The following is a 26484-nucleotide window of genomic DNA, read 5'->3' on the forward strand; positions in this document are numbered from 1 at the left end:
TAATTTATGCTTTAAGCTTTAGGCTGTACGCTTTAAGCTTTAGTTTGCTGTGTTTTTTGCTTATAGCCTATAGCTTAAAGCCTACAGCTTTTACAACACATTCAAAACCTGTTCCTTAATCTTCTCCAATTCATCTTTCATCATCACAACCAATTTCTGCATTTGAGCATGATTCGATTTTGACCCCATTGTATTAATCTCACGACCCATTTCCTGAGTAATAAAGCCTAATTTTCTACCATTTGCTTCTTTACCTTTTATAGTTTCTAAGAAGTAATCTAAATGGTTCGTTAAACGGACTTTTTCTTCTGTAATATCCAGTTTTTCTAAATAGTAAATCAATTCTTGTTCAAAACGATTTTCATCAACATTCACTTTCAATTCTGAGATGGCAGTTTGCAAACGGTCTTTTATTGCCTGAACGCGTTCCGGATCAAGTTCTAAAGCATCTGTCATATATTGACGAATATTTCCAATTCTTAGGTTGAATTCTTTTTCAAGAGATTCACCTTCGTCTTTTCTAAAAGTTAGGATATTTTGCAGCGCTTCTTCGATAATAACCTGAATTTGTTCCCAGTCGTTTTCGTCGATTTCTTCGCGCTCGGTTTTTAAGGTGTCCGGCATACGAATCGCCATTTTCATTAATTCCGTTTCATCTGCAGCAGGATATACTTCTCTTAGTTGAGCGATATAATTTTTAACAACAGGAACGTTTACTTTTGTCGAAGTTTGTTCAGCAGTACTTTCGATATAGATTGCAAAATCAATTTTTCCTCTTTCAAGTTTGGTAGAAATCTGAGTTCTTAAACCTAGTTCCATTTCGCGATAAAGCGACGGCATTCTTACGTTTAAATCTAAACCTTTACTATTTAAGGATTTTACTTCGACGGTAATTTTTTTTGTAGGCAATTGCAAAGAAGCTTTGCCAAACCCTGTCATAGATTGTATCATATAATTGAGTATAAAGGCGCAAAGATAAATAAAACTTTGCAGTCTTGGGTTTTAAATCGCTAATCTGTTAAAACAGTTTGTTTGCCACGAATTTCACGAATTTTCACGAATTACTATTGTTTAAATCTTTGCGAATTAGCAAAAATGAATTTATTGATTTTTTCGATTAATTAAAAATTTTAATTCGTGTAAATTCGTGAAACTAGTGGCTAACTTTTTAGAGCTAAGATTGTTTTTTGGGCGTTCCCTTCGGTCGGGCTATCCGCTCCCAATCTTTTTTTGAGCAGAAAAAGCTCAAAAAAAGGATTTCCGCTTTTATCCCTAACGCAACCCCGAATTCTTAGAAATTTTAGGGTTATTATTTTTCTAAAGCCTTCATTACCTGTAATGTCACAGGTTGTGTATTGCCAATATAAATTTTTTCATCAATAATAAAAACCGGACGGCTGATAAAAGTATAATGTTCCAGAATGTATTTTTTAAAATCAGCTTCGGTCAAATTCTTGTTTTTTAAATCCATTGATTTGTATAACTGTGCTTTTTTGCTGAATAAAGCCTCATAGCTTCCCGCAAGTTTATACATTTCTTCCAGTTCAGCTTCTGTAATCGGGTTTTGTTTAATATCGTGAAAAACCAGATTGTTGTCTTTTGGTAAACTTTTAATGATTTTTCGGCACGTATCGCAAGAAGCTAAGTAATATATTTTGTTCATGATTTCTGATTTATTAGAATACAAAGAAAATCCATTTGAAATATAAAAATGACTAATTTTATAAAAAAATATATAAATATGAGTTCAGTTTTTAAAGTACAGAAAACCATTCGCGAAATTCTCCTGAAGATTTTGGATAATCATTCATTGGAACAATTAAATAAAATTCCGGCAGGATATAGTAATAATTTAATTTGGAATGTGGCGCATTGTATTTCTTCACAACAAGTTTTAGTCTATAAATTATCAGGTTTACCAACGCTGGTTTCTGATGAATTCATTGATAAATATAAAAAAGGAACAAAACCCGAAGGCGACGTTTCACAATCAGAACTTGATGAAATCAGAACATTACTTTTTTCAACTTTAGATAAAACTGAAAAAGATGTTAATGAGCGAATTTTTCAAAACTATACGACCTATATGACAAGTATGGGTTTTGAACTCACAAATGTTCAGGACGCATTAGACTTTGTAAATTATCATGAAGGAATTCATACCGGAATCATAATGAGTATTCGAAAGTTTGTCTAAATAAAAAAAGTCCCAATTATGGGACTTTTTTATTATTCTATTATTCTTTCTATTGTCACTTTCATCGCACCTGCACCTTTGCTTTTTGTTATTTCCATAAAAGCTCTTTTTGAGAGGTCTAATTCGCGTGTTTTTACAAACGGACCACGATCGGTAATTTTTACAATTACAAATTTCCCATTTGCTTCATTGGTTACTTTTATTCTGGTACCAAATGGGAGCTTTTTGTGGGCTGCCGTGTATTTGTTATTGTCAAACCTGCTTCCGTTTGCTGTTTTTCTTCCGGTAAATTTATCAGCATAATAAGAAGCGTGTGCATTTTTTTTGTAAGGTTTTAATTTTAAACCATTGTCGGTAAATATAGAATCACTTTCCAACGGCGGGACCGATAATTTTCCAATTTTTACTGTGTCCTGAATAATTTTAGGAGGTTCTGCTGCTGTTTTGTTTTGACTCGTTATAGTAGTAAAACAACTTAAAAATGTAACTGCAAATAGAGAGAGGGTAATGTTTTTTTAATTCTCATGGGTTATTGTTTTTCAGACTTGGGGACTTTGTACAAATAATATGCCGAGATAAAAAAAGCCCTAATTTTAGGGCTTTAGTTGATGGTTTTTAAAACCACAGATTCCGGGGATTCTACTCAAAATAAGCAATAATCCTAAACCGTAAAAAATAGCAAATGTTTTAAATTTTGCTTCGCTATTAATTAGTTTTTTATGTTTAGACCATCCAATTGTGATTAGAATGATAGCTATAATATTAATTAGAGGATGTTCTAATGAAGTTAATCGAAGTTCTGCGTTAGACATTTGTCCGAAAGCAGCTTTTCCCAGAGGAGACACAAAATAAAGGATCAAACCGATTAATAATTGAGTATGAGTTCCGATTAAAGCAAATAGGGCAATTTTACGATCTTTAGCAGTAAAATCTTTTTTTGAAGTTAATCCGATGATAGCATTTACAACGGCAATTAATAAAAGAAGCAAAGCTAAATATGCCCAGCCAGAGTGAAATTTTTGTAGAAAATAATACATAAATTGTTTTTTTGATTGAAACAAATATAACAAAAAAGGGTATAAAAAAACGGCATTGAACTTAAAAGTCAATGCCGTTTTTGATATTTATTTAGATTCTAAATATTAGAAATCGTAACGTAAGCTAAAGTTCCAAGTTCTACCGAAACCGAAGAATACTGCGTTATTAGTTGCAATTCCTCTGTAAACTAAACCATTTGAAGCGTAAGTTCCATTTGATCCGGCTGGTTGACCAGCTGCAACAGGAAGATTATCACTAGCAAAGTTGTTTGTTTTTGATTCAGCAATATAAACTGTGTCAAACAAGTTGTTTACGTTTAGTCTAAAGTTAACAGAGTTTGCTTTTGTTCTTCCAACTAACCATTTGTATGAAATACCTGCATCTACTAATCCATAAGAAGGTAACTCTAAAGCTCCTTTATTATCAGCAGCCGTAAAACTGTTTGGATTTAAGAAAGCATATAATTTTTCATTATAGTTGTAAGTTGCATCAACGTTCAATCTTGTAAGTACTTCATAAGTAGCTCCTAAAGAAGCTGTTAGTTGTGCAGCATCACCAACTTTTACTTTGTCAAGATATAATAATGCGCTTTCAACTACATTATTTTGGTTGTCATAAGTAGTAGCGTTTGCTTCTCCCTCATATTCCCAATCTCCCATAGAGAACATTGCGTTAATTTTTAACTTGTCCATAACTCTTGCAGTACCTTCAAGTTCAATACCTGTATGTACTTCTGTAATTCCAGTATAGTCAAAATAACCTCCAGTATTTGTTGTTCTTGTATCGGTGATTCTTAAGTTTCTATCTTTCCAAGATGTACGGTAAACGTTCACGTTTGCATTGAAAATACCTGAACGAAATCCGTATCCTGCCTCAAGACCTAATATTTTTTCATTTGTCAAAAGTGGGTTAACAATTGAAGCATTTCCTGGATAAACTGCGTTAAAGAAAGGTTGTTTAGAATAGTAACCTGCGTTAACGAATACATTGTGGTGTTCGTTAATGTTGTAGTTAGCTCCTCCTTTTACGTTTCCTCCCAGGATGTTTTCGTAATCTGTACTAGATAATGGATCAGAAGATGCATATTTAAAATAATCTACTCTTTTGAAACCTTGTTGAGAAATAGCTCCCTGAATAAATGCAGTCAAATTATCATTAGAATATTCTAATTGTGTAAATGCACCATACCAGTTTACATCACCATCATTGTTGAAGTTAATTTTTTCCTCTCCACTTGTACTTTTGAAAGGATTCCAAGAAGGATAAACAGAATTTGTTTGAGTTAAAACTCTATTAGGGCTGTTAACATTAAAATTATCTAAATAATTGTCAGCTCCTAAAAGGTTGTTGATGTTTTGGTAGTGAAGACCTTTGTATCCTCTAACATCAATACCAGCATCTAAAGTAAAGTATTGTCCTAGTTTTTTATCTAAATTGATAATTGCACCATACCAGTTATGAGAGTTGATTGATGAAATTTGAGAAATACCAGCTCCAGTTCCTGCTGAACTTGACGTATTTTGATACTGACCTGCAGCATTTGGTGTACGAGTAATTGGTGTTGTTGCACCAGCAAGAGTTACCGGTTGACCAGAGTTGTATGCTACGATTTTGTCATAATCAACTAATCCGTCTGCAGTTCTTAATTTAGCGTTAGCGTAGTTACTTCCTTGAATTCCACCAGTACCATTTGTTCCACCACCACGTCCGAAAGAAGCGTATGCGATAGTTGATAATTTAGTAGTTTCGTTAATTTTGTAATCCCAGTTAAGAGAAGCTACCGGTTTGTGGTAGTAATTTCTTCTAATGTTAAATTCTTTTCCGTTTAAAAGACCCCAGTCAGAGTTGTATTTAATATTTGGATCAGTAGCAGTTCCGTATTTTTGGTATGTTTCTAAAGTAATATTACTTGTTCTTTGGTTGTGCCATTGTGGTGCACCAGTAAAAGTAAATTGAAAGTCGTGTTTGTTATCTTTAGTAGCATAACCAAGACCAATGTAGTAATTATCTCCATTAAATTTTGTTCCGTCTACATAACCGTCACCTTGAGTATGGCTGTATAAAACAGATGCAGAAAGACCACTGCTTAATTTTCCTGTAGAATAAGAAACTTGTGATTTAATATAGTTATCATTTCCAAATGAAGTTGAAACTGATCCTCCTTCTTTTAAATCAGAAGCTTTTGTCAAAATGTTAATTGTTCCTCCAACAGAAGCAATTGCTAATTTTGAAGATCCTAAACCTCTTTGAACCTGCATTGCAGAAGTTACATCAGATAAACCTGCCCAGTTACTCCAGTATACAGTTCCACCTTCCATGTCATTAACTGGCATACCGTTAATCATAACCGCAATATTTTTTTGGTCAAAACCACGAATGCTTATTCTTGAGTCTCCAAATCCACCACCTGCTTTTGTAGTATATACAGAAGGAGTGTTTTTAAGAATTTCAGGAAATTCCTGAGAACCTAATTTCTCTTGAATTTCAGCTGCTTTAATAGTTGAAACCGCAACAGGAGTTTTTCTGTCTTTTGCGATATCTACTGTGCTACTTTTAACAACAATCTCGCTTAATTCATTTGAATTTGCGCTTAAAGTAATAACACCTAAGTTAGCAGTTCCTCCATTTGCAACAGTAAAAGAAATTGTTTTTGATTCGTATCCAAGATAAGAAACAACAACTTGTCCAGATGTAGCTGAAGTTGTAATCGTAAATTTACCATCAAAATCACTTGAACCAGCGTCTGAAGATCCTTTAACTGCTGCATTTGCACCAGGTAAAGAAAGAGCACCATCGGTAATAGTACCCGTAATTTTGTTTTGAGAAAATGCGGTTGAAACTATCATGAACAATAGTCCCGTGAGTAACCAATTTTTCATTGTCTTCATTTGTTTATTTAGTTTATTGTTTTTGGCAAAATTATAACATTAAAATCAGATAATGTTATCAAAATGTTAAGAAAGGGTAGATTTGTTTAATCTGTTGCACATTAAAATGATTTTTTCTTTTTGTATTACTTAAAATCAGTTTTTTTGAATTTAATGCCGTGTTTTTTGTTAAAATGATAATAATACACTCTAGCTTGTAGTGTTTAACTTTCAAAAATATCTGTTTTCTTTGTTAAATGATATGATTTATACGAAAAAACGCCTTAATTTTGTTAAATTAAGGCGTTTCAAATCTGCTATGTAATTTTTAAGTTAATTTATTACTTAAAAAATGATTTAGTAAAAACGTAGTTGAGCTATCGTGATTTTTTACTGTTTTAGTATTTATTTCTTCTAAAATAGAATTGGCTAATTGTTTTCCTAATTCTACTCCCCATTGATCAAAACTAAAGATATTCCAAATAACCCCCTGAACAAAAATTTTGTGTTCGTAAAGAGCAATTAACGAACCTAAAGATTTTGGCGTTAGTTTTTGAATTAAGATCGTATTCGTTGGTTTGTTTCCGGTAAAAACTTTAAAAGGCAATAAATAAGAAGCTTTTTCTGCAGAAAGTCCTTGTTTGTCAAATTCTGCCTGAACTTGCTCTGCCGTTTTTCCGTTCATCAAAGCTTCGGTTTGAGCAAAAAAGTTTGACATTAACTTGTCGTGATGATCTTCGTTTCCGTATAATGGTTTTACGAATCCAATAAAATCAGTTGGGATTAATTTTGTTCCCTGATGAATCAATTGGAAAAAAGCATGTTGAGAATTAGTTCCTGGCTCTCCCCAAATAATTGTTCCAGTTTGGTAGTTTACAGGTTTTCCGTCACGCCCAACACTTTTTCCATTACTTTCCATTGTTGCTTGTTGCAGGTATGGAGCTAATTTTTGTAAATATTGTGTGTACGGAATCAAAGCTTCGCTTTCAGCACCAAAAAAATTGTTGTACCAAACGCTCAATAAAGCTAAAGTTACCGGAATGTTTTTATCAAATTCTGCAGTCCTGAAATGTTCGTCCATTTCATTGGCTCCCTTCAATAAATCATTGTAATTGTCAAAACCAATTGCCAAAGCTATGCTTAAACCTACAGCACTCCACAAAGAGAATCTTCCTCCAACCCAGTCCCACATCGGGAAAACATTATCAGGATTAATTCCAAATTCAGTTACTTTTTGAATGTTTGTAGAAACAGCCACAAAATGTTTTGCAATATCTTCGTTCTTAGCCGATTTCAAAAACCATTCTTTTATAGTTTCAGAATTTGATAAAGTTTCCTGAGTTGTAAAAGTTTTCGATACAATCAGAAAAAGCGTTGTTTCCGGGTCCAGTTTTTTGATTACTTCATTTACGTGATCACCATCAACATTCGAAACAAAATGAACATTTAAATGGTTTTTGTAAAACTGTAAAGCTTCAACAGCCATAACCGGACCAAGATCAGAACCTCCAATACCGATATTTACTATGTCAGTAAAAGCTTTTCCGGTAAAACCTTTTCTTTCTCCCGAAATAACTTCGTTTGTAAATTTCTTGATTTTATTTTTTACTTCGTAAACTTCAGGAATTACATTTTCGCCATCAACTTTAATCGTTGCCGATTCCGGCGCGCGTAAAGCTGTGTGTAAAACCGCTCTGTTTTCGGTTTGATTGATGATTTCTCCGCCAAAATAATCAGCAATCGCATTTTTTAATCCAATTGAATTGGCCAATTCTAACAAAAGCGAAATGGTTTCCTGATTGATATTGTTTTTAGAATAATCAACTAAAAAGTCATTCCATTGTAAATTGAATTTTTCAACGCGGGCATTATCCTGTTGAAACAATTCTTGTATCGTAGTTGCTTGAATCGCATTATAGTGGTTTTGCAGATTTTTCCACGCTTCAGTCCCGGTTGGGTTTGTTGTGTTTAAAGCCATTTTTGTTTGTATTGAAAGTTTGTTTATTGAAACACAAAAATACTGAAATTACTTTTAATAGCTTAAAGCTTCATAATTATATAACAATTAGTTACGAAAACGTTTTTTGTTAATTGCTCTTAAAGTTTTTTCCAGACGACTTTTGCCGTAACCGATTTTCCGCCTTGTGTTGTATTAACAACAATATATTCTAATTCACCATTATTGTATTTGTAAGATCGTTTTTGCTCTGTTTGTTCCCAATTCGGGAAAGAAGCAGTTTCAATTTTAAAAATAATAGTTTCCGAAGAATCATCAATTTCATATTTGCCAAAATGCGAATTGCTTCCCTGCACGATCGCCACATTTTCTTCAGGAGTACATTTGTTTTTATCTCCCGAGATTATTTTAAGCCTTTCATTTTTGTAAATTTGAACAGCATAGTTTCCTTTATCGTCAAGAAATAATAACCCTTTTGGATTTGTTTCGTACGGAAATGTTTTAGTTCCATCGGCATTTGTATTTTCAACAGAAATCAATTTCCACGTGCCAATTAATGTTTTTTCGATTTTTTGGGCAAAAGTAATATTGGCGATAAATAATACTATTGCAACCTTTTTTAGTTTTTTCATCTTAAAATGATTAATAGTTTACTTTAATAATTTCTCCGTTTACAGTACTTTCGACGCTTTTAAAATAAGCATTTGTTAATTCATGAATTGGAATATCTGCAACTTTTGCCGGACTTATAGCATTGATGCGAATTCCTCTTTCAAGTTCTAAAGAAGCGGCGAGAATGAAACTGTTTATTCCGCCATTAACAATTGCTTTTGTCGAATTGTTTTTTACCGGTTTATCTCCCATTTTTCCAGAAGTCAAAGTAAAAGAGCCGTTGTCATTTAGATGTTTCTGTCCGATTAAGACAAGATTTATTTGTCCCAATAATTTATTCTGAATGCCAATGTTTAATTTTTCTTCGTCAAGCGAAAGTAATTCTCCCGTGTAACAATCGCCGGCAACACAAATGCAGGCATCAATTTTTCCGATTTGCTGAAATAATTTCTCAATCGAATTTACATCAGTAATATTTACATTAAAATCTCCACTTGTTCTTCCGGCAGAAATAATTTCGTGTTTTTTAGCAAACTCAGGTTTTAGTATTTTACCAATTTCACCATTTGCTCCAATTAAAAGTATTTTCATTTTTTACGAATTTTGTTTGTTATCAGATACAAAATTAGCGGGTTAGCTTTCAATCAAAATTGTACTTATTGGTACTAAAATTGTATTTTAGCATGATGACAAACACAAATTTATATCTCCCTTTTGAAGTCGATGTAAAAGAACTTGAGCAGTTTCCGAAAACAACGCGGAAGAATAATTTTTTTGAGTTGATATATGTTGTGGGCGGAACCGGAATTCAGATTATTAATAATAATCAATTTCAATATCGTGCAGGAAATTTATTTCTTGTTACGCCTCAGGACATACATTCGTTTGAAATTTTAACGCCAACCAAATTTTTCTTTCTTCGTTTTAATGAATATTATATCAAAACAAATTCTCAAAAAGGAATGCAGGAAACAGTGCAGCGTATGGAATATATTTTGCAAAACGCAAGTCATCGTCCGGGATGTATCTTAAAAAACACAGTCGACAAACCTTTGATTGCTTCGCTTATTGAAAGTGTCATAAACGAACAAACAAATCAGCAAATTTATCATCAAAAGATAACAGAGCAAATTGTAAATGCTATAATCACAATTGTAGCAAGAAATATTGCCTTAAAATTACCAAAGAATATTAAAGAAGCGACGGGTGAAACAGTGTTAGAAATATTGCACTATATTCAGGAAAACATATATAATCCAAAGGAATTAAAGGCAAATGTAATTAGTGCACATTTCAATATTTCTATGAATTATCTCGGAAAGTACTTTAAGAAACAAACCGGAGAAACACTACAGGAGTATATTTCTAATTATAAATTGAGATTAATCGAAGCGAGACTTTTAAATACTGACATGAGAATAAACGAAATTGCTGATGAACTTCATTTTTCAGACGAAAGTCATTTGAATAAGGTTTTTAGAAAACATAAAGGAATGAATCCTTCTGAGTTTAGAAAAACATTTTCGAAATAGCTTTGTTTTGTGAAACATTTTTCGTGTTTCTTCTTGATTTTTTTTTGAATAAAAAAAAACATTACAAATTCCCAATACTATCCAATTCTCTTTTTAAAGGTTCCATTTGCTTTAAGAAACGGTTTCTGTCATTTCCTGTTAAAGATTCTCCCGTTGGAAGATTTAGGCGAAGTGCATCAACCTGAATTCCGTTTTTCCAGAAACGATAACAAACGTGTGGGCCAGAAGCTAGTCCTGTGCTTCCAACTAATCCTATTTTTTGTCCCTGTGTAACTCTTTGTCCGCGTTTTACTAAAATTCTGGACATGTGTAAATATTGAGTAGAGTAGGTACCGTTGTGTTTTACTTTTACAAAGTTTCCGTTTCCGGCCGTATAACCAGTCGCTTCAACAACTCCGGATGCAGTTGTAGAAATTGGTGTTCCTGTTGGAGCTGCATAATCAGTTCCTTTGTGTGCTTTCCAGGTGTGTTGTACCGGATGAAATCTATTCATCGTAAAACGTGAAGTGATTCGGCTAAATTTAATTGGAGTTTTTAAGAAGAAGTTTTTCAGTGTTTTTCCTTCATCGTCATAATATTCTACTTTTCCTGAAAGTGTGTCTTTTTCAAACGGAAAAGCATAAATAATTTTTCCTTTATATTCAAAAAATGCCGCTTCAAGTTCTTCAACGCCATCATAAACTTTTCCGTTTATAAAACGTTCGGTAAAAATTAATCCGTAACGATCTCCTTTTTTTAATTTAAAAAAGTCAATAGACCAGGAGAATACTTTAGTGATTCTGCTGGCAAGCGCTGTTTCTACACTTTCGTTTCCTAAAGTTTCAGATAATGAGCTTTTTAAAACGCCACCAATTATTTTACGTTTAAAAGTTACAGGTTTTATTTTTTTATAAGCTTTTGCAATACTATCTCTAACATCAATTACATAATAAGTTAAAGCGTCAGGCTGATAAATAAAAACTTCTAAATTGTTGGTTTTATTTTTGGATCGAAGAATGGTGTATGGTTTGTTGTATCGAATTGTTCTTACATCAAAAGAATCTTTTACCTGCTCGACAATATCATACACTTTTTTGTCGCCAATATTTTGACTCTGAAAAATAGATCCAAAAGAATCTCCTTTTTTTATAGTATCGTGAAGTACGTTAAAGTCAGCGTAATTAAAACCAAATTCTATTTTTTTAGATTTTGGTTTGCTAATTTTAGTTTCTACCTTTTCAGCAGTTTTATTACATGAAAATATGGAAAATAATACTATTATAATTACGAATGCTTTTTTCAAACTTTTAAAATTTTTGAGAAATTAAACAGTGGTTTCATTTCCCCAATTGGACAATTCTTCTTCGGTCCACAATTTAGGAAAAAAGATGCGTCTTTGAAATTTTGGATGCATATATTTTTGCCAATCGCTTCCGCCAGTTGCCTCGCCATTGCCTTTTCCGCTTTCTAGTATGTATTTTCTTGCAGTATTAAGATGTTGCATTACCCATGTAATATTTACCGTTTGATCGTAATGACGCATTGCCTTAATTAATTCCTCATTTTGCTGATCTGCTTGGGGCAACTGAGTAAATTTTTGCCAAATGTTTTTTGTTTTGAAAGATGACATTTGACGTAAAAACTGCTCTTTATATTTGTTTTCGAATTCCTGAAGCAAATAAGATTTTTTTCCGGTTTGATAATCTTTTCCTGCAGCCTGCCAATACAAATGTTCGAAAGTGGTTTCAGGATCTGTATTTTCATCAAAACTTTCTTTGTATCTGCGATCTGTCAAATTGATAACATCCGTAGATGCAAATTCGATTAATCTGTATTGTGCACTTTGAAAACCACTTGCCGGAGTCAAAGTGTTTCTGAATTTCATGTATTGATCCACTTCCATTCCGTTTTCCATAATACTAAACGAATTCGTAAGCATGTCAAAATAACGCGTGATTCTGGATAATCTTTCACTAAAAAAGCTACCTGAATATTTTCTGTATCAGCAATTTGATCAATTTCCCACAAGATCATTTTAAAAATCAATTCGTTTACCTGATGGTACATGATAAAAACCATTTCGTCAGGAAGCGTAGTGCGCTGAATCTGTAAATTTAAAAGTGCATCAGTCTGAATGTAATCCCAATATGTAATTGGTTTTGACCAAAGTAAACCTTCAAGTTGTACATCTGTTTTCTGATTTATAGCTTGAAATTTAAGGTCAATTTCTTTTAAAAGTGATTCAGAATTATCTGTGGTGTTCATTATTTTTTTACTTTAAATGGATTTTTTAATCCTTTATATTCATCAAGATCTGCTTTGAGGGAACCTACTGCAAGATCTGCTTTTATTCTAACCGGAACTTTGTTGTTGTCATCTGATATCCAAAGTGTTAAGCTTTCTTTTTCCTTGAAAACTCTTCCTGTTTGTACCAATGGTTTAAAGACCATTGTAGAAACGGTTCCAAATTTAGTTGTAATATCCTGACGGCCTACATATTTTAACTTAAATTTTGTGATTTCTTCGTCAAAAAACATGTCGATTGAAATAGACTCACCCGATTTTAATTTATCAATGTTGGGATGATTTCTCAAATAATAAAAAGACGAAACAATATCCTGCACATTATCAGTAAGAACAATTGTTTTCTCGGTTTTTCGTTTGTAATCTTTTACTAAAACTCTATTTTCTCCCTGGTTAAAAATACCTTCCTGGTTTTTGGTGTAACCGCCTTCGTCAATTTTTCTAACATAGCGATATGGTTCACCCGTTTGTCTGTCGAAATAACTTTCGTATAAATCTTCAACTTTAAAGAAAAATTTTGACATTCCGGTGGTATATCCTTTACCCACGGCGTGAAAAACCTTTTTATTATTTATGGTTGCATCTTTAACTTCGAGTGTGGCATAACCGGCATTTACAATTCCATAATGGATTCTGAATTTAAAATATTCACCAGTATCAAAAGCATCTTCTTTTTGGGCGTCGAAACTGAGAACGGTAAGGGCTAATATGATGAGAACTAACTTTTTCATAGTACAATTTTTACATTTCATTATAAAGGTAATTAAATGCAAATTCTATTCCAAATGTACCAAAACAAAAAAACTCAGTCAAAAATGACTGAGTTTTTATGCTATTAACTAACCAAAAAACTATAAATTATGAAATTTATATCAATTCGAAAGGAAACCACCCCTTTCTGATTTGCGAGTGCAAAGGTAGATATAAAGTTCAAAAAACAAATAGCAAAAAGCAAGTTTAACATAACATTTGCATAAAAAGCATCGTTTTACCGAGAATTCTTCGATTTAATGTAAAAATATTGCGGTTTTACAAAGTTCCTCTTAATTCTTGTTCTCTTTCAATCGACTCAAAAAGGGCTTTAAAGTTTCCTGCGCCAAATCCTTTTGCCCCCATTCTTTGAATAATTTCAAAAAATAGCGTTGGTCTGTCCTGAACCGGCTTCGTAAATATTTGTAATAAATAACCATCTTCATCGGCATCGACCATTATGGCTAATTTTTCAATTTCGTTAATATCTTCTTTCATCATACCCATATGAACACCCAATCTTTCAGGAATTGCTTCATAATAAGTATGAGGAGGAGCAGATAAAAATTCAACTCCGCGTGCTTTTAACTGCGAAACTGTTTTTATAATATCATCTGTAGCAATAGCAATGTGCTGAATTCCGGGACCACCGTAAAAATCTAAATATTCTTCAATTTGAGATTTTTTCTTTCCTTCGGCTGGTTCGTTAATTGGAAATTTAATTCTTCCGTTTCCATTCGACATTACTTTACTCATCAATGCAGAATATTCTGTGGTAATCTGTTTATCATCAAAAGAAAGGAAATTTACAAATCCCATAACTTCTTCATAGAATTTCACCCATGTATTCATTTCATTCCAACCCACATTTCCAACCATGTGATCAATGTATTTTAATCCCGTTGGTTCCGGATTATAGTCAGATTTCCATTCTTTGTAACCTGGTAAGAAAACACCATTATAGTTTTTTCTTTCTACAAAAATGTGAACTGTTTCTCCATATGTATAAATTCCTGAACGAACAACTTCTCCAAACTCATCTGATTCAACCGTTGGTTCCATAAAAGAACGAGCACCGCGTTTGATAGTTTCTTCATAAGCACTTCTGGCATCTTCAACCCAAAGAGCGGCAACTTTTACCCCGTCTCCGTGTTTTTTAAGATGTTCATGAATTGGAGAATCCTGCGTTAATGGCGTTGTTAAAACAATTCTGATTTTGTCTTGTTTCAGAACATAAGAGGCTCTGTCTCTAACTCCTGTTTCTAATCCTGCATACGCTAATGACTGATATCCAAAAGCAGTTTTATAATAATGTGCAGATTGTTTTGCGTTTCCTACGTAGAATTCTACATAATCGGTTCCTAATAACGGAAGGAAATCCTGTGCTCCTTCAAAGATTTTTTCTAAACCGTATTCTACTGATTTTACTTCTTTCATAATGAGATAATTTGAGAATGAGATAATGAGATAATTCCTAAAAATGAACTTAATTAGATTAATTTTCTAATTGGCACATTGACAAATTATCTAATTATTATTTCATTTTTGATGTTGATATTATTTTATTTAAAATTTTTAAAATTTCTGATAGATCATTTAATAAACGTTTGCAATTTGGATATTCTCTGTGCGCATCACACAAAAACAACCAATATTCTGTTTCGTCAGCTTCTTTAATTGCAATTTTTAATTTATGAATAAAATCTGCTTTGCTTTCTGCATTTTGTGACTCTTTCGAATTTGCCCCAATTGATGTTCCGCTTTTTAGTAATTGATTTGCAATTACAAACTTCTTCTGGTCTTGTAATTCAGTTGTATAGTCAATAATATTTAAGGCAAAATCGAAAGTTTTTATTAAAAGAGCGTTGTCCTTGTATTTTTCGTTGAAAGTCATAATTTAATGTGATAATTAGAGAATTTGATAATGAGATAATTATTTTTATGTAAGTTTAAATTTACAAATTAAATCATTTTTTACAATTATCTAATTTTCTAATTGCCGCATTTTCTAATTTTGCGTTTTCAAGAACATTATCTAATTATCTAATTGGCACATTGACTAATTATTCAGTCCAAGATTTATAGTATTGTCCATCATCTAATCCCATCGCTTCTTCAGTAACCATTAATGGTCTGAAAGTATCAACCATAACGGCCAATTCCTGGGTTTCTTTGTGACCAATGCTGCGTTCCATTGCGCCTGGTGCGGGACCATGTGGAATTCCTTTTGGATGTAAAGTAATATGACCCTGCTCAATATTATTACGGCTCATAAAATCGCCATCAACATAATACAAAACTTCGTCAGAATCTATATTGCTGTGATTATAAGGTGCCGGAATTGCTTTCGGATGATAATCGTAAAGTCTTGGGCAGAATGAACAAACGACAAAAGTGGCCGTTTCAAATGTTTGATGTACCGGAGGCGGTTGGTGAACACGTCCCGTTATAGGTTCAAAATTATGAATTGAAAATCCGTATGGAAAATTGTAACCGTCCCAACCCACAACGTCAAAAGGATGCGTTGCATAAACCACTTCGTGAATCATGCCTTCTTTTTTGATTTTAATTAAAAAATCACCTTTTTCATCGTGTGTTTCCAATTCGCCTGGCAAAATAAAATCGCGTTCGCAAAATGGCGAATGCTCTAAATGCTGACCCGATTGGTTTTTATAACGTTTTGGAGTATAAAAAGGAGAGTAAGATTCGACATAAAAAAGTCGGTTTTCCTCCGTTTCAAATTCTATTTGATAAATGATGCCTCTCGGAATAATAAGATAATCTCCATATTCAAAAGGAATATTTCCTAACATGGTTCTTAATTTTCCTTTTCCTTTATGGATGAAAAGCATTTCGTCGGCATCGGCATTTTTATAGAAATAATTTCGAAGCGATTCTTTTGGAGCGGCCAATCCAATGATACAGTCTTTATTGACCATCATGGCTTTTCGGCTGTCGAGAAAATCATTCTCCGGTTTTAATTCAAAACCTTTAAATAGTAATGATTTTATATTTTTTCCGATTGCAATTTTTGGTTCAACCGAATAAGAGTTTAAAATTTCTTTAACCTGAGTTGGTCTGTGAACATGATATGATAATGACGAATGTCCGTGAAAACCTTCGGTTCCAAACAATTGTTCGTAATAAAAACCTCCGTTAGGTTTTTCGAATTGTGTGTGTCTTTTTTGAGGGAAATCTCCAAGTTTATGATATAATGGCATGGCTTTTCAATTAGATAATTTGTAAATTAGATAATTCGAAAAAGGTGAATTGTGTGAACAGATAATCAGATCAATTCTATTATTGACTAATCATCTCAATTCGTTGGTTTCACTCAGGATTTCTCTTGATGAGGAATTGAAGATATTCTAATAAACCTGTCCATTTTGTTTTCATTATAACAAATGTCGTAATTTTTATTGATTTAAATTATAAATCATATCATTTAATAACCGCAAATTAATCTAAAATTTTTGACATTACAACGATATAGTTGTAAAATAATTCAATTTTTTTCTCAATTAAAGCAAATTTGAAAAGCAAAAAATTTAACCGCAAAGTCCGCAAAGTTTTTTACTATTAGATTTTATAAAGAAGGGAAAGCTCGCAAAGCTTTGTATTGATTTAGCTTTGCGAGCTTTGCATTTTGACAAAACTTAAAATATTTTAAAAAACTTTGCGGACTTTGCGGTTAAATAATTACGTTTTTCCACAACATTTAAAGAATTGAGATTAGAACAAAAATCCGATACTAAACCAGGTAAAACTTTTTGACATTTCCGGCGACCACGAATGCTTAATTTCGATTGGTCCTATAATTGTTTCAAGTCCGTAGCCTATAGCATAACCAGAATATTTTGGCATAGAAACCCAATCAACAGTCGTAAAAATATCATCACCAAGATTGGCATAATTAGCAGAAATATTAACGTGATTTTTTTCAATATTTCATAATCAAGCGTCAATGCTGTTTTTATATAACTGTTTCCGGCAATACTTAAAAAATCATAACCGTAGAAATAATTAAAATTGTTGATCTTATTATATCCATATCCACCCAAAATATAATCAAAAAAAGGAACGCTGTCACTGCCAATATTAAATCCGGCATCGGCTTCGATTTTAAAAGTAGCTTTTTTAAATAATCTGTCAACAAAAGCTATTTCTGCCTTTGCTGTAGAAAATGGTTTGAATTTTCGTGTATAATCTGAAGAAGCCAAATAGGTTTGTACGTCTGTAGAAAAATATATTCCCGAGTGAGGGAAACTTTTATTATCTAAAGAATCGTATTTTAAATACCCGAAAACACTAAAATAACTGCTTTTTTCGATGATGTTATCTTCATTAGAAAGTGTTGGCGAATTTATTTTCAAGTATTTATATTCAAACCCGCCGCCCATTAAAAATTTTTGCACAAAAATAGTTTGAAAATAAGCCTGATTCGTAACATCCATAAAGTCAACGTTAATTAGATTTCCCGGACTTTCAGTAATTAAACTGCTGAAACTATTGGTCACATTTCGATTAAATTGATTTAATCTCGAACGAAATCCAAAACTTATATTAAAACCATTTTCAACATAATAATTAAGATCATATCTAAAATTATCTCCTAAAATAATGTCTAGAGAAGTTACATCATTTTTTAAGAATGTTTTTTTATGTGTAAGATTTAATAAAATTCCGCTTTTATAAAGTCCATCATAATGCAAGCCCAATTTCAAATACGTTTGCGTTGGATTTTCTCTTAATACTAAATCTAAATCATCCTCATTTCCATTTGGTTGTAAACAATAAGAAATCGCACTAAAGTTTTGTGTTGCATCCAAATTGTTCATTCCGGCTTTTAAATCATCATAAGTAATAGTACTTTCGGGTTTAAAACGAAGTTTCCCGCGAATATATTCTTTAGTATAATTGTCTAATTTATCGCTGTTTATTTTTTTAATTTGAATAGTGTCAGAGCTTATTTTTAGCTTTGGTTTTTTATAAAAAGTAGTTTCGTTTGTCAGAGCTTTGATTTTTTCGTAAACAGCAAAAGCAGCTTCTTCACCTTTTCTTATTATTTCTTCACCTTTATCAAATGAAATTACGCCATAATCACGAATGTCGGGTTTTATGTAAACATCTGTGTCTTTGATTTTCTTTTTCATTTTGTCAATCGACTGAAGATTGGTGATTTGTACCAAAATTCTCGTTGCATTTTTCAGGCTTTTTCGGTTCAATAAATCATCCTGAACATCAACACCAATTATAATGTCTGCACCAAGATTACGAACTTCTTTTATAGGATAATTATTAACGACTCCACCGTCAACCAATAATTTTCCGTCGATTTCTACCGGAGTAAAAAGGGAAGGAAAAGCCGCACTCGCCATCATTGCCTGAACAAGATTTCCTTTGTTTAATAAAACTTCTTCACCCGTTTCGATGTTTGTACCAATACATAAAAACGGAGTTGGTAATTTGTTAAAATCGCGAACATGTCTAACATTGCGTGTTAAACTGCTTAATAAATTATAATTGTACATTCCCTTTGAAAGTGCTTCGGGAATACCGACTCTGAAATTACTGAAAGGCAAAACAATGGCATACAATTCATCATTTTTTTTGCCATAAAAGTTTTTAGACGAGCGCGGAATATAATCGTTTATCAATTCGTCAAAATTGGTTTTTTTGAAAATAGAATCAATTTGAGAGGCGTTGTAGCCAGAAGCATAAAGTCCGCCAATTATAGATCCCATACTGGTTCCGCCAATATAATCGATTTTGATTCCGGCTTCTTCCAAAACTTTTAAAACTCCAATATGTGCAAATCCTTTGGCACCGCCGCCACTTAAAACCAAACCTATTTTGGGTCTTTTTACGCTGTCTTGTTGTTCCTGCGAAAATGTTTGTTGCGAATTAAAAAATAAAAATACGAGAACTACCAACTGAACAAACCAGTTGGAAATGGAAAAAAATTGTTTTGAACAAGTATTCGTAATGTACAGCTGAATTGGGCGCATAAGAAATAACTAGTTGGTTTTGTAAAAGTCGACAATTTTTTTGGCTTTTGATACTCCTACAACGTCAGATATTTCTTTTTCGGTAGCCAATTTTAATCTTTTAACACTTTTGAAATGTTGTATTAACGTAAGCATCGTTTTTTCGCCAATGCCCGGTATGCTTTCTACAGAAGAATTGAGCGCGGCTTTGCTTCGTTTGTCACGATGAAACGTGATTCCGAAACGGTGCGCTTCGTTTCTTAACTGCTGAATTACTTTTAACGTTTCAGACTTTTTATCTAAATATAACGGAATGGAATCTCCCGGGTAAAATAATTCTTCGAGACGTTTTGCAATCCCGATAATGGCAATTTTTCCTCTTAAACCTAAATCGTCAATACTTTTTAAAGCAGCAGATAATTGTCCTTTTCCTCCATCAATAATAATCAATTGCGGAAGCGGTTCATTTTCATCCAGTAATCTTTTGTAACGGCGATATACAATTTCGGTCATCGACGCAAAATCGTCAGGGCCTTCAACGGTTTTTACGTTAAAATGGCGATAATCTTTTTTGCTGGCTTTCCCGTCTTTAAAAACTACGCAGGCCGCAACGGGATTTGTTCCCTGGATATTTGAGTTATCAAAACATTCAATATGTCGTGGTTCTACTGGCAAACGTAAATCTTTTTGCATTTGTGCCATGATACGATTTACATGTCGGTCAGGATCTACAATTTGCAATTGTTTCAGTTGTTCAATCCTGTAAAACTTAGCATTTCTGATTGATAAATCCAGAATTTGTTTTTTGTCACCAAGCTGCGGAACCGTTGTTTTTATTTTTTCTCCCAAATCAATTTCAAACGGAACAATTACTTCTTTTGATAATAAATTAAAACGTTCGCGCATTTCTATAATCGCCAGTTCTAATAATTCTTCATCGGTTTCGTCCAGTTTTTTCTTGATTTCCATCGTGTGCGAACGAATGATTGATCCATGCGAAATTTGTAAAAAATTCACATAAGCCGCACTTTCATCTGATACAATCGAAAATACGTCGACATTGGTAATTTTCGGATTTACAATTGTTGACCTCGACTGGTAATTCTCAAGAATTTCTATTTTTTCTTTGATTTTGTGTGCTTCTTCAAAATGTAGATTCTGCGCATAATCGTTCATCAAACGCTTAAAATCTTTCATGCTTTCTTTAAAATTTCCTTTCAGAATTTCGCGAATAGCATCAATTTGTCTTTGATAATCTTCAAACGATTCATGACCCTCGCAAGGACCTTTGCAATTGCCAATATGATATTCAAGACAAACTTTAAATTTACCCGAATTGATATTTGATTGACTTAAATCGTAATTGCAGGTTCTTAACGGATACAATTCTTTGATTAAATCCAGAATTGTATGCACCATTTTGAAATTCGTGTACGGTCCAAAATATTCAGACCCGTCTTTGACCATTCTTCGGGTTAAAAATATTCTCGAAAAAGGTTCTTTTTTGATGCAAATCCACGGGTAACTTTTGTCATCGCGCAACAACACATTATAGCGTGGCTGCAATGTTTTGATCAGGTTATTTTCTAATAAAAGTGCATCGGTTTCGGTAGGAACAACAATATGTTTTATGGTTACAATTTTTTTAACCAGAACATTTGTTTTTCGGGTATCATGAATTTTATTAAAATAAGAAGAAACCCTTTTTTTAGATTTTTGGCTTTGCCAACATACAATATTTTATCGTCTTTATCATAATATTGATACACGCCGGGATTATCCGGCAGGGTTTGTATTTGAAGTTCTAAAGACGGTTTTTGCATTCTGTTTTTTGTTTCTGAAGATGTCTGAAAAGCGTTCCAAAAACCATTCCGATTTTCATTTGAAGCTTAACATTGATTTAGTTCCAAATTTACGAAATCAAAAGAATAATTTCTATATTTAGATTTTATAATTCATATGAAAAATAACAAGCCCATGATTATTTTTGGCGAACCGGTTTTGCCAGGAGAACATAAAACAATCAACGTTGAAATTGCCCGATTACACACGACTACAAAACTGAATATTCCTATTATTGTACGTCGCTCAAAGCTTGATGGCCCTGTGGTTTTATTCTCTGCAGGAATTCACGGCGACGAAATAAATGGTGTCGAAATTGTGCGCCAGATTATTAGCAAGAAAATAAATCGACCAATTCGGGGTACCATAATTTGTATTCCGATTATTAATATTTATGGTTTTGTAAATAAATCCCGTGAGTTTCCTGATGGACGTGATTTAAATCGTGTTTTTCCGGGAAGTAAAAAAGGATCTTTGGCGAGCCGTTTTGCGTTTCATATCGTAGCCGAAATTTTACCGATTATAGATTACGCAGTCGATTTTCATGCCGGCGGCGCAAGCAGATTTAATGCTCCGCAAATCAGAATTACAGAAAATAACAAGGAATTAAAACTTTTGGCAGATGTTTTTAATGCGCCTTTTACCCTTTATTCTAAAAATATTGGTGGTTCTTTCAGGAATACATCAGAAAAAGCCAATGTAAAAATGTTACTTTTTGAAGGTGGAAAATCATTAGATATCAATAATGTTATTGCCAACGAAGGTGTGATGGGAGTGAAGCGTTTGCTGAATTATTTGGGCATGCTTGATCCAATTCAGATTGTAGAAGAACCAGAAAACCCTTCTATTTTTATTAAAAACTCAGTTTGGCTTCGCGCTAAATGTTCCGGTTTATTGCATGATTATAATTTGATTGGCAAGTTTGTGACCAAAGGAACCATTTTGGCAATTATTACAGATCCGTTTGGTAAATTCGAGCAAAAAGTAAAAGCACCGCACGAAGGATATGTCATCAACGCCAATCATTCGCCAATTGTCTACGAAGGCGATGCGATTTATCATATTTCTAAAAATAATCCAGGAGAAGAAGATGCCGACGAATAAAAAAGAATTACGATTACATTATAAAAGTCTTCGGGCAGCACTTTCGCTTGACGAAATTGAAGAAAAAAGTCTGGCTGTAGCCAATGAATTACTGCAATTGCCAATTTGGGATAAAACCTATTATCACGTTTTTCTTCCGATAGAAGAACAAAAAGAAGTCAATACAGAATATGTTTTGCATTTGCTTTCCGGAAAAGATAAAGAAATCGTGATCTCAAAAAGTGATTTTGAAACCAGAAAGATGTCTCACTTTTTATTGACAGATAATACCAAAATCAAAAAAAACGAATACAATATTCCCGAACCCGTAAATGGTTTGCCGGTTCCGTCTGAAACTATTGAAGTAGTTTTTGTACCACTTTTAGCTTTTGATATTTTTGGAAACCGAATTGGCTACGGAAAAGGTTTTTACGATAAATTTTTAGCAGAATGCAAATCGGAAACCATCAAAATTGGTCTTTCATTTTTTGAAGCCGTAAACCAAATCGATGATGTTTTTGAATCGGATGTAAAATTGGATTATTGTGTTACGCCTGAGAAAATATATACATTTTAAATTCCCCACCTGCAAAATCGTAGAGACGCACAGCAGTGCGTGTACGCAATCTTTGTCGATATACTGGGTGTAGACGCACTGCTGTGCGTCTCTACGATATAGATGGTCTAATAAAGAATCAAAAAATAAAAAATTCCCAAATTCCAATTGTTACTAACTTGGAATTTGGGATTTTTTTATTGAATTTTAAATTTTTTTATTTTACTTCTTTAATTGTCAAAGAATCAATCCAGCCTTCAGTTCCGTCCGTTAATTCTATCTTTTTCCATTGTCCTAAAGTTTCAATAACGTACACTTTTGCACCTTCGTGTAATAAGAAAATAGCCGATCCTGCTTTTTGAGGTTCGCTTCTTACTTCGCTAACTTCTGCAAAAACAATTGCCGGACGATCGTTATCATAATGATCTTTTTCCGCCATTCCGGCAGCAACGCTTAATAGTAAAGCAACCAAAAGAACAAACATTCCGATGAAATAAATTCTTTTTGAAACCGTAAGCTGAGAAAAATAATAACCAATAAAACTTAGCAGGAAAGCAAAAGCAATTCCAACCGAAATTACCGCCCAGGTATTATAGGTAAAAATGCCTGTAAAATTCTGAATCAGTTTAGCGAAACCTACTTTTGGAACTTCTTTTATTTCGTCAATAGTTAGTTTTTTTGCAAATTTTAAGTTGTTTAAAATTTCAGCATCATTCGGTTTTAAAACCAAAGCTTTCTCATAATTGTAAATAGAAGGCGCTACTTTGTTCAGTTTATAATAAGAATTAGCCAAATTAAAATATAACTCTGCAGATTGCTGTTTGTCTTCTTTAATAACGCTTTCGTACTCCTGAACCGCTTCCTTATATTGCGCTTTTTGGTAAAAAGCATTCCCTTTTTCAAAGCCGTTTTGAGCAAAGAAAACCTGAGAGATTAATAAAAAGAGATATAATATATTTTTCATTTTCTAAATATGTAAAAGATTTTAAACTTTGCGAACTTAAAATCAACGCAATCAAAATCACTTTTCTTAGCGCACTTTGCGGTAAAATTAACGTCGCGGTTAAAAACTAAATTTGCGGTTAAAAACCTAAACGATTTGCTTTTCCAATTCCGAAATAATCAAAACAGCCTTATCATAATCCTGCTGAATCGAAGCGCTAGAAGCCGGAGCATAACGCGCAAATTCGCAGTTTTCTGTCAAAACAATAAAACTTTGAACCGTTTCCGGATTTGCATTTCTTGACAATAATAATTCGCGAATATTGTCTTTGCTCATTTCCGAGGTTTCAATATGTAATTTCGCTTTCAGGAAATTGTGCATTGCTTTTTCCAATGCGATATAAAAAGGCTCTTTATTGTTAAGCTGTTTCTTGGCTTCAGATAAATATTTCTTCGCCAGTTTATTGTTCATTTTGATTCTGTTTCCGGTAACGTCACTATCAATAGCTTCTTTTTTCTTCTTAGCTAAGATAATAATCGGTAAAATCACGAAAGGCAGGAACAATAATGTGTAATATAAATTCGAACCGTAAAAATCATCTTTAGCAATCGAAACCAGATTGGTTTTTGATTTTATGTATTTAAATTGTTCTGTTTTCGAAATCACATTTTTAGACGCGCTTGCTGTTGCATTTGCTTCCGCCTGCATTGGTCCGTCGAGAACATCAATCATAATTTCCGGAGAATTTATGGTTTTATAAGAACCCGAATTCAAATCAAAATAAGAAAACTGCATTGCTTTTATGGCATATTTTCCTTTGTATTGAGGAATAATGGTGTACTTGTCTGAGATTTTTCCAGACATTCCAGACAATGTAGTGGTTACTTTTTCGTCATGAACAGGATCATACATTTCAAGTGCATTTGGCACCACCGGTTTTGGTAAAGTAAACAGTTTCATGTTTCCACTTCCACTGGCACTTACATATAAATCAATACTTTCGCCACTTTTTAAAGTTGTTCTTGAAGGTGTAACCGTAAAGTTGAATTTTCCAACTGCTCCGCTAAATCCTTCCGGTTTAGTAGCTTCAGGAAGAGGTCTTACATTAATGGTTTTTGCTCCGGCCGAAACGATTTTATTATCATCAGATAAAATCATTTGCCCAAACATATCGCGGCGATTTGTTGGCAATTGAACACCAATATCTAACGAAAGCGGTTCTATTGTTAATCTGCCTGATTTTTGTGGATATAAGATCGTTTTTTTCAAGACTACAAAATAACATCTCTGACCTTGATAAGTTCCTTCTTCGATCTTTAATTGTTTGATGTCAATATTTTGATTCCAGAAATCATTGTACTTTGGTTTTGCCAGTTCTTTAAAACCGGTAACACCAATATTATTAAAGTACAATTTATAAACTACCGTAATAGGTTCGTTCAAATACGGACTTGTTTTCGAAATTTCGGCAACAAGATTTAAGGTTTCGCTTCCGGAACCTTGTGGTCTGTCATTCGGATCTCTTTCCTCGGCAACAGCATTGGTAACCACAATTTTTATAGGTGCTGTTTTGTAGATTTGCCCATTAAACTCAATTGTGGCTTGTTTAATAGTCACAGTCCCTTTTTGTGCAGGCTGTAAAATATAAGAGTAAATTTTTTGAAAAGAACTTCGGCCGTTTATCCACGATTGACTCACTTGCTGACTCGGACCTGCAACCACTCTAAATCCTTCAAAATTTGGCTGGTCAAAGTTATCTCCATCAACATTCATAATAAAGTCAATACGAAGTCTTTCGTTAAGTCCAAGCGTGTTTTTGCTTACTTTGGCTTCAAATTGAACTTGAGCCATAAGCCCCTGAAAAGTGAATAGTAATAGAATTAAATATCTTTTCATTAAAATTGTTTAATCGTTTTTGGGGTTTAATCGTTTAATTGTTAATATGTTTAATCGTTTTTTTTACCGTTTTATTGTTTAATCGAATTAACAGTTAAACAAATCAACGATTAAACGATTCAACTTTGTTTTACCAGTCTTTTTCTGTTTTTCTAGGATTTCCTTTTACTTTTTGAGCATTTACTTTATCCTGAATTTTCTTTTCTTCGTTATTTACGGCATCTAACAAATTTTGAACACGATCTTTTGAAATTCCGCCAGGTTGTGGTTTTGGTTCTCCGTTGTTATTAGATTTATCATCTTTTTTCGGATCATCTTTGCCATCTTTTTTGTCCTTGTCTTTATCTCCTTTGTCGTCTTTTTTGTCTTTATCTTTATCCTTGTCTTTATTTTTGTCTTTGTCCTTATCCTTATCTTTATTTTTATCCTTGTCTTTGTCCTTATCCTTATTCTTGTCTTTGTTTTTATCGTTTTTCGGAGGATTTTCTTTTAGTTTTTGTTTGGCGTACGCATAGTTGTAACGCGTTTCATCATCCGTAGGATCATTACGCAATGCTTGTTTGTAAGCTTCCACTGCCTGCGTATAATCTTTCTCTTTCATAAAAACATTTCCTAAGTTATGATAGGCTTTATGTTTGTCAGATTTTGATTTGGAATTTTTAATTGCTTTCGCGTAAGCCAATTTAGCTTCAGACGCCTGATTTTGTCTGTAAATTGTATTTCCTAAGTTATAAGAAGCAACACCGCGTTTTGCGAATTTTGATTCCGAAATTCTATAATTTGCCTCAGCATCAACAAATTTATTCTGCTTATATTCTTCATTACCTTCAGGCAATGTTTTATCTTTTTCCTGAGCCGAAACCGCGAAGGAAACCGTTAGTAAAATATAAAGAAGTAAATTTTTCATTCTAATGTTTTTATTTTTTTGTTCCAAATTTTAT

General features: G+C 33.1%; 20 protein-coding genes and 3 pseudogenes. 4 read left to right on the forward strand and 19 right to left on the reverse strand.

The features are described 5' to 3' along the window. Positions 1-90 precede the first annotated feature (90 nt). Together ACZZZT_RS04040 and ACZZZT_RS04045 are read right to left on the reverse strand one after the other, a co-directional pair. Positions 91-951, reverse strand: a complete 861-nt coding sequence (locus tag ACZZZT_RS04040) for a YicC/YloC family endoribonuclease (protein WP_042562914.1) — start codon at positions 949-951, stop codon at positions 91-93. A gap of 358 nt (positions 952-1309) precedes the next feature. Continuing rightward, complete coding sequence (locus ACZZZT_RS04045; protein ID WP_042565482.1) at positions 1310-1663, reverse strand: arsenate reductase family protein; 354 nt, start codon at positions 1661-1663, stop codon at positions 1310-1312. Positions 1664-1741: 78 nt separating this feature from the next. On the opposite strand from ACZZZT_RS04045, the gene ACZZZT_RS04050 reads away from it, so the two are divergent. Next, positions 1742-2197 carry a DinB family protein gene (locus ACZZZT_RS04050; RefSeq protein WP_463459494.1) on the forward strand — a complete coding sequence of 152 codons (456 nt, stop codon included), beginning with the start codon at positions 1742-1744 and terminating at the stop codon, positions 2195-2197. Positions 2198-2229: 32 nt separating this feature from the next. Here the strand turns inward: ACZZZT_RS04050 and ACZZZT_RS04055 are convergent, their stop codons facing one another. The 6 genes from ACZZZT_RS04055 to ACZZZT_RS04080 form a co-directional block, all read right to left on the reverse strand. Continuing rightward, positions 2230-2706, reverse strand: a complete 477-nt coding sequence (locus ACZZZT_RS04055) for a septal ring lytic transglycosylase RlpA family protein (protein WP_463462378.1) — start codon at positions 2704-2706, stop codon at positions 2230-2232. 84 nt (positions 2707-2790) lie between these two features. After that, the gene (locus ACZZZT_RS04060) at positions 2791-3234 is read right to left on the reverse strand and encodes a hypothetical protein (protein ID WP_463459495.1); all 444 of its coding nucleotides are present in this window, start codon (positions 3232-3234) and stop codon (positions 2791-2793) included. A 105-nt stretch (positions 3235-3339) separates the two neighbouring features. After that, positions 3340-6123: a TonB-dependent receptor gene (locus tag ACZZZT_RS04065; RefSeq protein ID WP_073397459.1), complete on the reverse strand. Its 2784-nt coding sequence runs from the start codon at positions 6121-6123 to the stop codon at positions 3340-3342. A 307-nt stretch (positions 6124-6430) separates the two neighbouring features. Beyond that, complete coding sequence (pgi, locus tag ACZZZT_RS04070; RefSeq protein ID WP_463459496.1) at positions 6431-8080, reverse strand: glucose-6-phosphate isomerase; 1650 nt, start codon at positions 8078-8080, stop codon at positions 6431-6433. Between the two features lie 119 nt (positions 8081-8199). Further along, complete coding sequence (locus tag ACZZZT_RS04075; protein ID WP_463459497.1) at positions 8200-8691, reverse strand: lipocalin-like domain-containing protein; 492 nt, start codon at positions 8689-8691, stop codon at positions 8200-8202. 10 nt (positions 8692-8701) lie between these two features. After that, a complete protein-coding gene (locus ACZZZT_RS04080) occupies positions 8702-9262 on the reverse strand; it encodes a short chain dehydrogenase (protein WP_463459498.1) in 561 nt (186 codons plus the stop codon). 92 nt (positions 9263-9354) lie between these two features. On the opposite strand from ACZZZT_RS04080, the gene ACZZZT_RS04085 reads away from it, so the two are divergent. Next, positions 9355-10203 (forward strand): AraC family transcriptional regulator, encoded by an 849-nt coding sequence (locus ACZZZT_RS04085; protein WP_463459499.1) that lies wholly within the window; start codon positions 9355-9357, stop codon positions 10201-10203. 61 nt (positions 10204-10264) lie between these two features. Here the strand turns inward: ACZZZT_RS04085 and ACZZZT_RS04090 are convergent, their stop codons facing one another. From ACZZZT_RS04090 to uvrC, 8 genes and pseudogenes are all read right to left on the reverse strand, one after another. Then, complete coding sequence (locus ACZZZT_RS04090; protein ID WP_302093893.1) at positions 10265-11485, reverse strand: peptidoglycan DD-metalloendopeptidase family protein; 1221 nt, start codon at positions 11483-11485, stop codon at positions 10265-10267. Positions 11486-11506: 21 nt separating this feature from the next. Further along, a pseudogene (locus ACZZZT_RS04095) lies at positions 11507-12447 on the reverse strand (tryptophan 2,3-dioxygenase family protein). After that, positions 12447-13217 carry a DUF3108 domain-containing protein gene (locus ACZZZT_RS04100; RefSeq protein WP_302093892.1) on the reverse strand — a complete coding sequence of 257 codons (771 nt, stop codon included), beginning with the start codon at positions 13215-13217 and terminating at the stop codon, positions 12447-12449. Before ACZZZT_RS04100 ends, ACZZZT_RS04095 begins: the two are co-directional and overlap by 1 nt. A gap of 298 nt (positions 13218-13515) precedes the next feature. Next, positions 13516-14676, reverse strand: a complete 1161-nt coding sequence (hppD, locus tag ACZZZT_RS04105) for a 4-hydroxyphenylpyruvate dioxygenase (protein WP_042565494.1) — start codon at positions 14674-14676, stop codon at positions 13516-13518. A gap of 94 nt (positions 14677-14770) precedes the next feature. Further along, the gene (locus tag ACZZZT_RS04110) at positions 14771-15130 is read right to left on the reverse strand and encodes a four helix bundle protein (protein WP_463459500.1); all 360 of its coding nucleotides are present in this window, start codon (positions 15128-15130) and stop codon (positions 14771-14773) included. 169 nt (positions 15131-15299) lie between these two features. After that, positions 15300-16457: a homogentisate 1,2-dioxygenase gene (locus ACZZZT_RS04115; protein ID WP_463459501.1), complete on the reverse strand. Its 1158-nt coding sequence runs from the start codon at positions 16455-16457 to the stop codon at positions 15300-15302. 511 nt (positions 16458-16968) lie between these two features. Next, positions 16969-19244: pseudogene (locus ACZZZT_RS04120) on the reverse strand (patatin-like phospholipase family protein). Positions 19245-19253: 9 nt separating this feature from the next. Further along, a pseudogene (gene uvrC / locus ACZZZT_RS04125) lies at positions 19254-21046 on the reverse strand (excinuclease ABC subunit UvrC). Between the two features lie 136 nt (positions 21047-21182). Between uvrC and ACZZZT_RS04130 the strand changes: the two are divergent. Then, positions 21183-22169, forward strand: a complete 987-nt coding sequence (locus ACZZZT_RS04130) for a succinylglutamate desuccinylase/aspartoacylase family protein (protein ID WP_463459502.1) — start codon at positions 21183-21185, stop codon at positions 22167-22169. Continuing rightward, complete coding sequence (locus tag ACZZZT_RS04135) at positions 22156-22725, forward strand: 5-formyltetrahydrofolate cyclo-ligase (RefSeq protein WP_463459503.1); 570 nt, start codon at positions 22156-22158, stop codon at positions 22723-22725. Before ACZZZT_RS04130 ends, ACZZZT_RS04135 begins: the two co-directional genes overlap by 14 nt. Before the next feature lie 196 nt (positions 22726-22921). Here ACZZZT_RS04135 and ACZZZT_RS04140 read toward each other — a convergent pair whose 3' ends face one another. The 3 genes from ACZZZT_RS04140 to ACZZZT_RS04150 all read right to left on the reverse strand — a co-directional run bounded on the left by ACZZZT_RS04140 (position 22922) and on the right by ACZZZT_RS04150 (position 26450). Continuing rightward, positions 22922-23668, reverse strand: a complete 747-nt coding sequence (locus ACZZZT_RS04140) for a tetratricopeptide repeat protein (RefSeq protein WP_463459504.1) — start codon at positions 23666-23668, stop codon at positions 22922-22924. Positions 23669-23794: 126 nt separating this feature from the next. Continuing rightward, positions 23795-25543, reverse strand: a complete 1749-nt coding sequence (locus tag ACZZZT_RS04145; RefSeq protein WP_463459505.1) for a BatD family protein — start codon at positions 25541-25543, stop codon at positions 23795-23797. A gap of 130 nt (positions 25544-25673) precedes the next feature. Beyond that, entirely contained in the window at positions 25674-26450 is a 777-nt protein-coding gene (locus ACZZZT_RS04150) for a tetratricopeptide repeat protein (RefSeq protein WP_463459506.1), read from the reverse strand. Positions 26451-26484 lie beyond the last annotated feature (34 nt).

It is taken from the genome of Flavobacterium sp. AC274 (assembly GCF_979258275.1).

Excerpts from the sequence above, each read along its gene's own strand:
- ACZZZT_RS04115 (WP_463459501.1), bottom strand. The coding sequence starts at position 16,457 with ATGCCATTATATCATAAACTTGGAGATTTCCCTCAAAAAAGACACACA.
- ACZZZT_RS04085 (WP_463459499.1), top strand. The coding sequence starts at position 9,355 with ATGATGACAAACACAAATTTATATCTCCCTTTTGAAGTCGATGTAAAA.
- ACZZZT_RS04140 (WP_463459504.1), bottom strand. The coding sequence starts at position 23,668 with ATGAAAAATATATTATATCTCTTTTTATTAATCTCTCAGGTTTTCTTT.
- ACZZZT_RS04100 (WP_302093892.1), bottom strand. The coding sequence starts at position 13,217 with ATGAAAAAGTTAGTTCTCATCATATTAGCCCTTACCGTTCTCAGTTTC.
- ACZZZT_RS04040 (WP_042562914.1), bottom strand. The coding sequence starts at position 951 with ATGATACAATCTATGACAGGGTTTGGCAAAGCTTCTTTGCAATTGCCT.
- ACZZZT_RS04075 (WP_463459497.1), bottom strand. The coding sequence starts at position 8,691 with ATGAAAAAACTAAAAAAGGTTGCAATAGTATTATTTATCGCCAATATT.
- ACZZZT_RS04080 (WP_463459498.1), bottom strand. The coding sequence starts at position 9,262 with ATGAAAATACTTTTAATTGGAGCAAATGGTGAAATTGGTAAAATACTA.
- ACZZZT_RS04130 (WP_463459502.1), top strand. The coding sequence starts at position 21,183 with ATGAAAAATAACAAGCCCATGATTATTTTTGGCGAACCGGTTTTGCCA.
- ACZZZT_RS04150 (WP_463459506.1), bottom strand. The coding sequence starts at position 26,450 with ATGAAAAATTTACTTCTTTATATTTTACTAACGGTTTCCTTCGCGGTT.
- ACZZZT_RS04110 (WP_463459500.1), bottom strand. The coding sequence starts at position 15,130 with ATGACTTTCAACGAAAAATACAAGGACAACGCTCTTTTAATAAAAACT.
- pgi (WP_463459496.1), bottom strand. The coding sequence starts at position 8,080 with ATGGCTTTAAACACAACAAACCCAACCGGGACTGAAGCGTGGAAAAAT.
- ACZZZT_RS04065 (WP_073397459.1), bottom strand. The coding sequence starts at position 6,123 with ATGAAGACAATGAAAAATTGGTTACTCACGGGACTATTGTTCATGATA.
- ACZZZT_RS04045 (WP_042565482.1), bottom strand. The coding sequence starts at position 1,663 with ATGAACAAAATATATTACTTAGCTTCTTGCGATACGTGCCGAAAAATC.
- ACZZZT_RS04060 (WP_463459495.1), bottom strand. The coding sequence starts at position 3,234 with ATGTATTATTTTCTACAAAAATTTCACTCTGGCTGGGCATATTTAGCT.
- ACZZZT_RS04050 (WP_463459494.1), top strand. The coding sequence starts at position 1,742 with ATGAGTTCAGTTTTTAAAGTACAGAAAACCATTCGCGAAATTCTCCTG.
- ACZZZT_RS04135 (WP_463459503.1), top strand. The coding sequence starts at position 22,156 with ATGCCGACGAATAAAAAAGAATTACGATTACATTATAAAAGTCTTCGG.
- ACZZZT_RS04145 (WP_463459505.1), bottom strand. The coding sequence starts at position 25,543 with ATGAAAAGATATTTAATTCTATTACTATTCACTTTTCAGGGGCTTATG.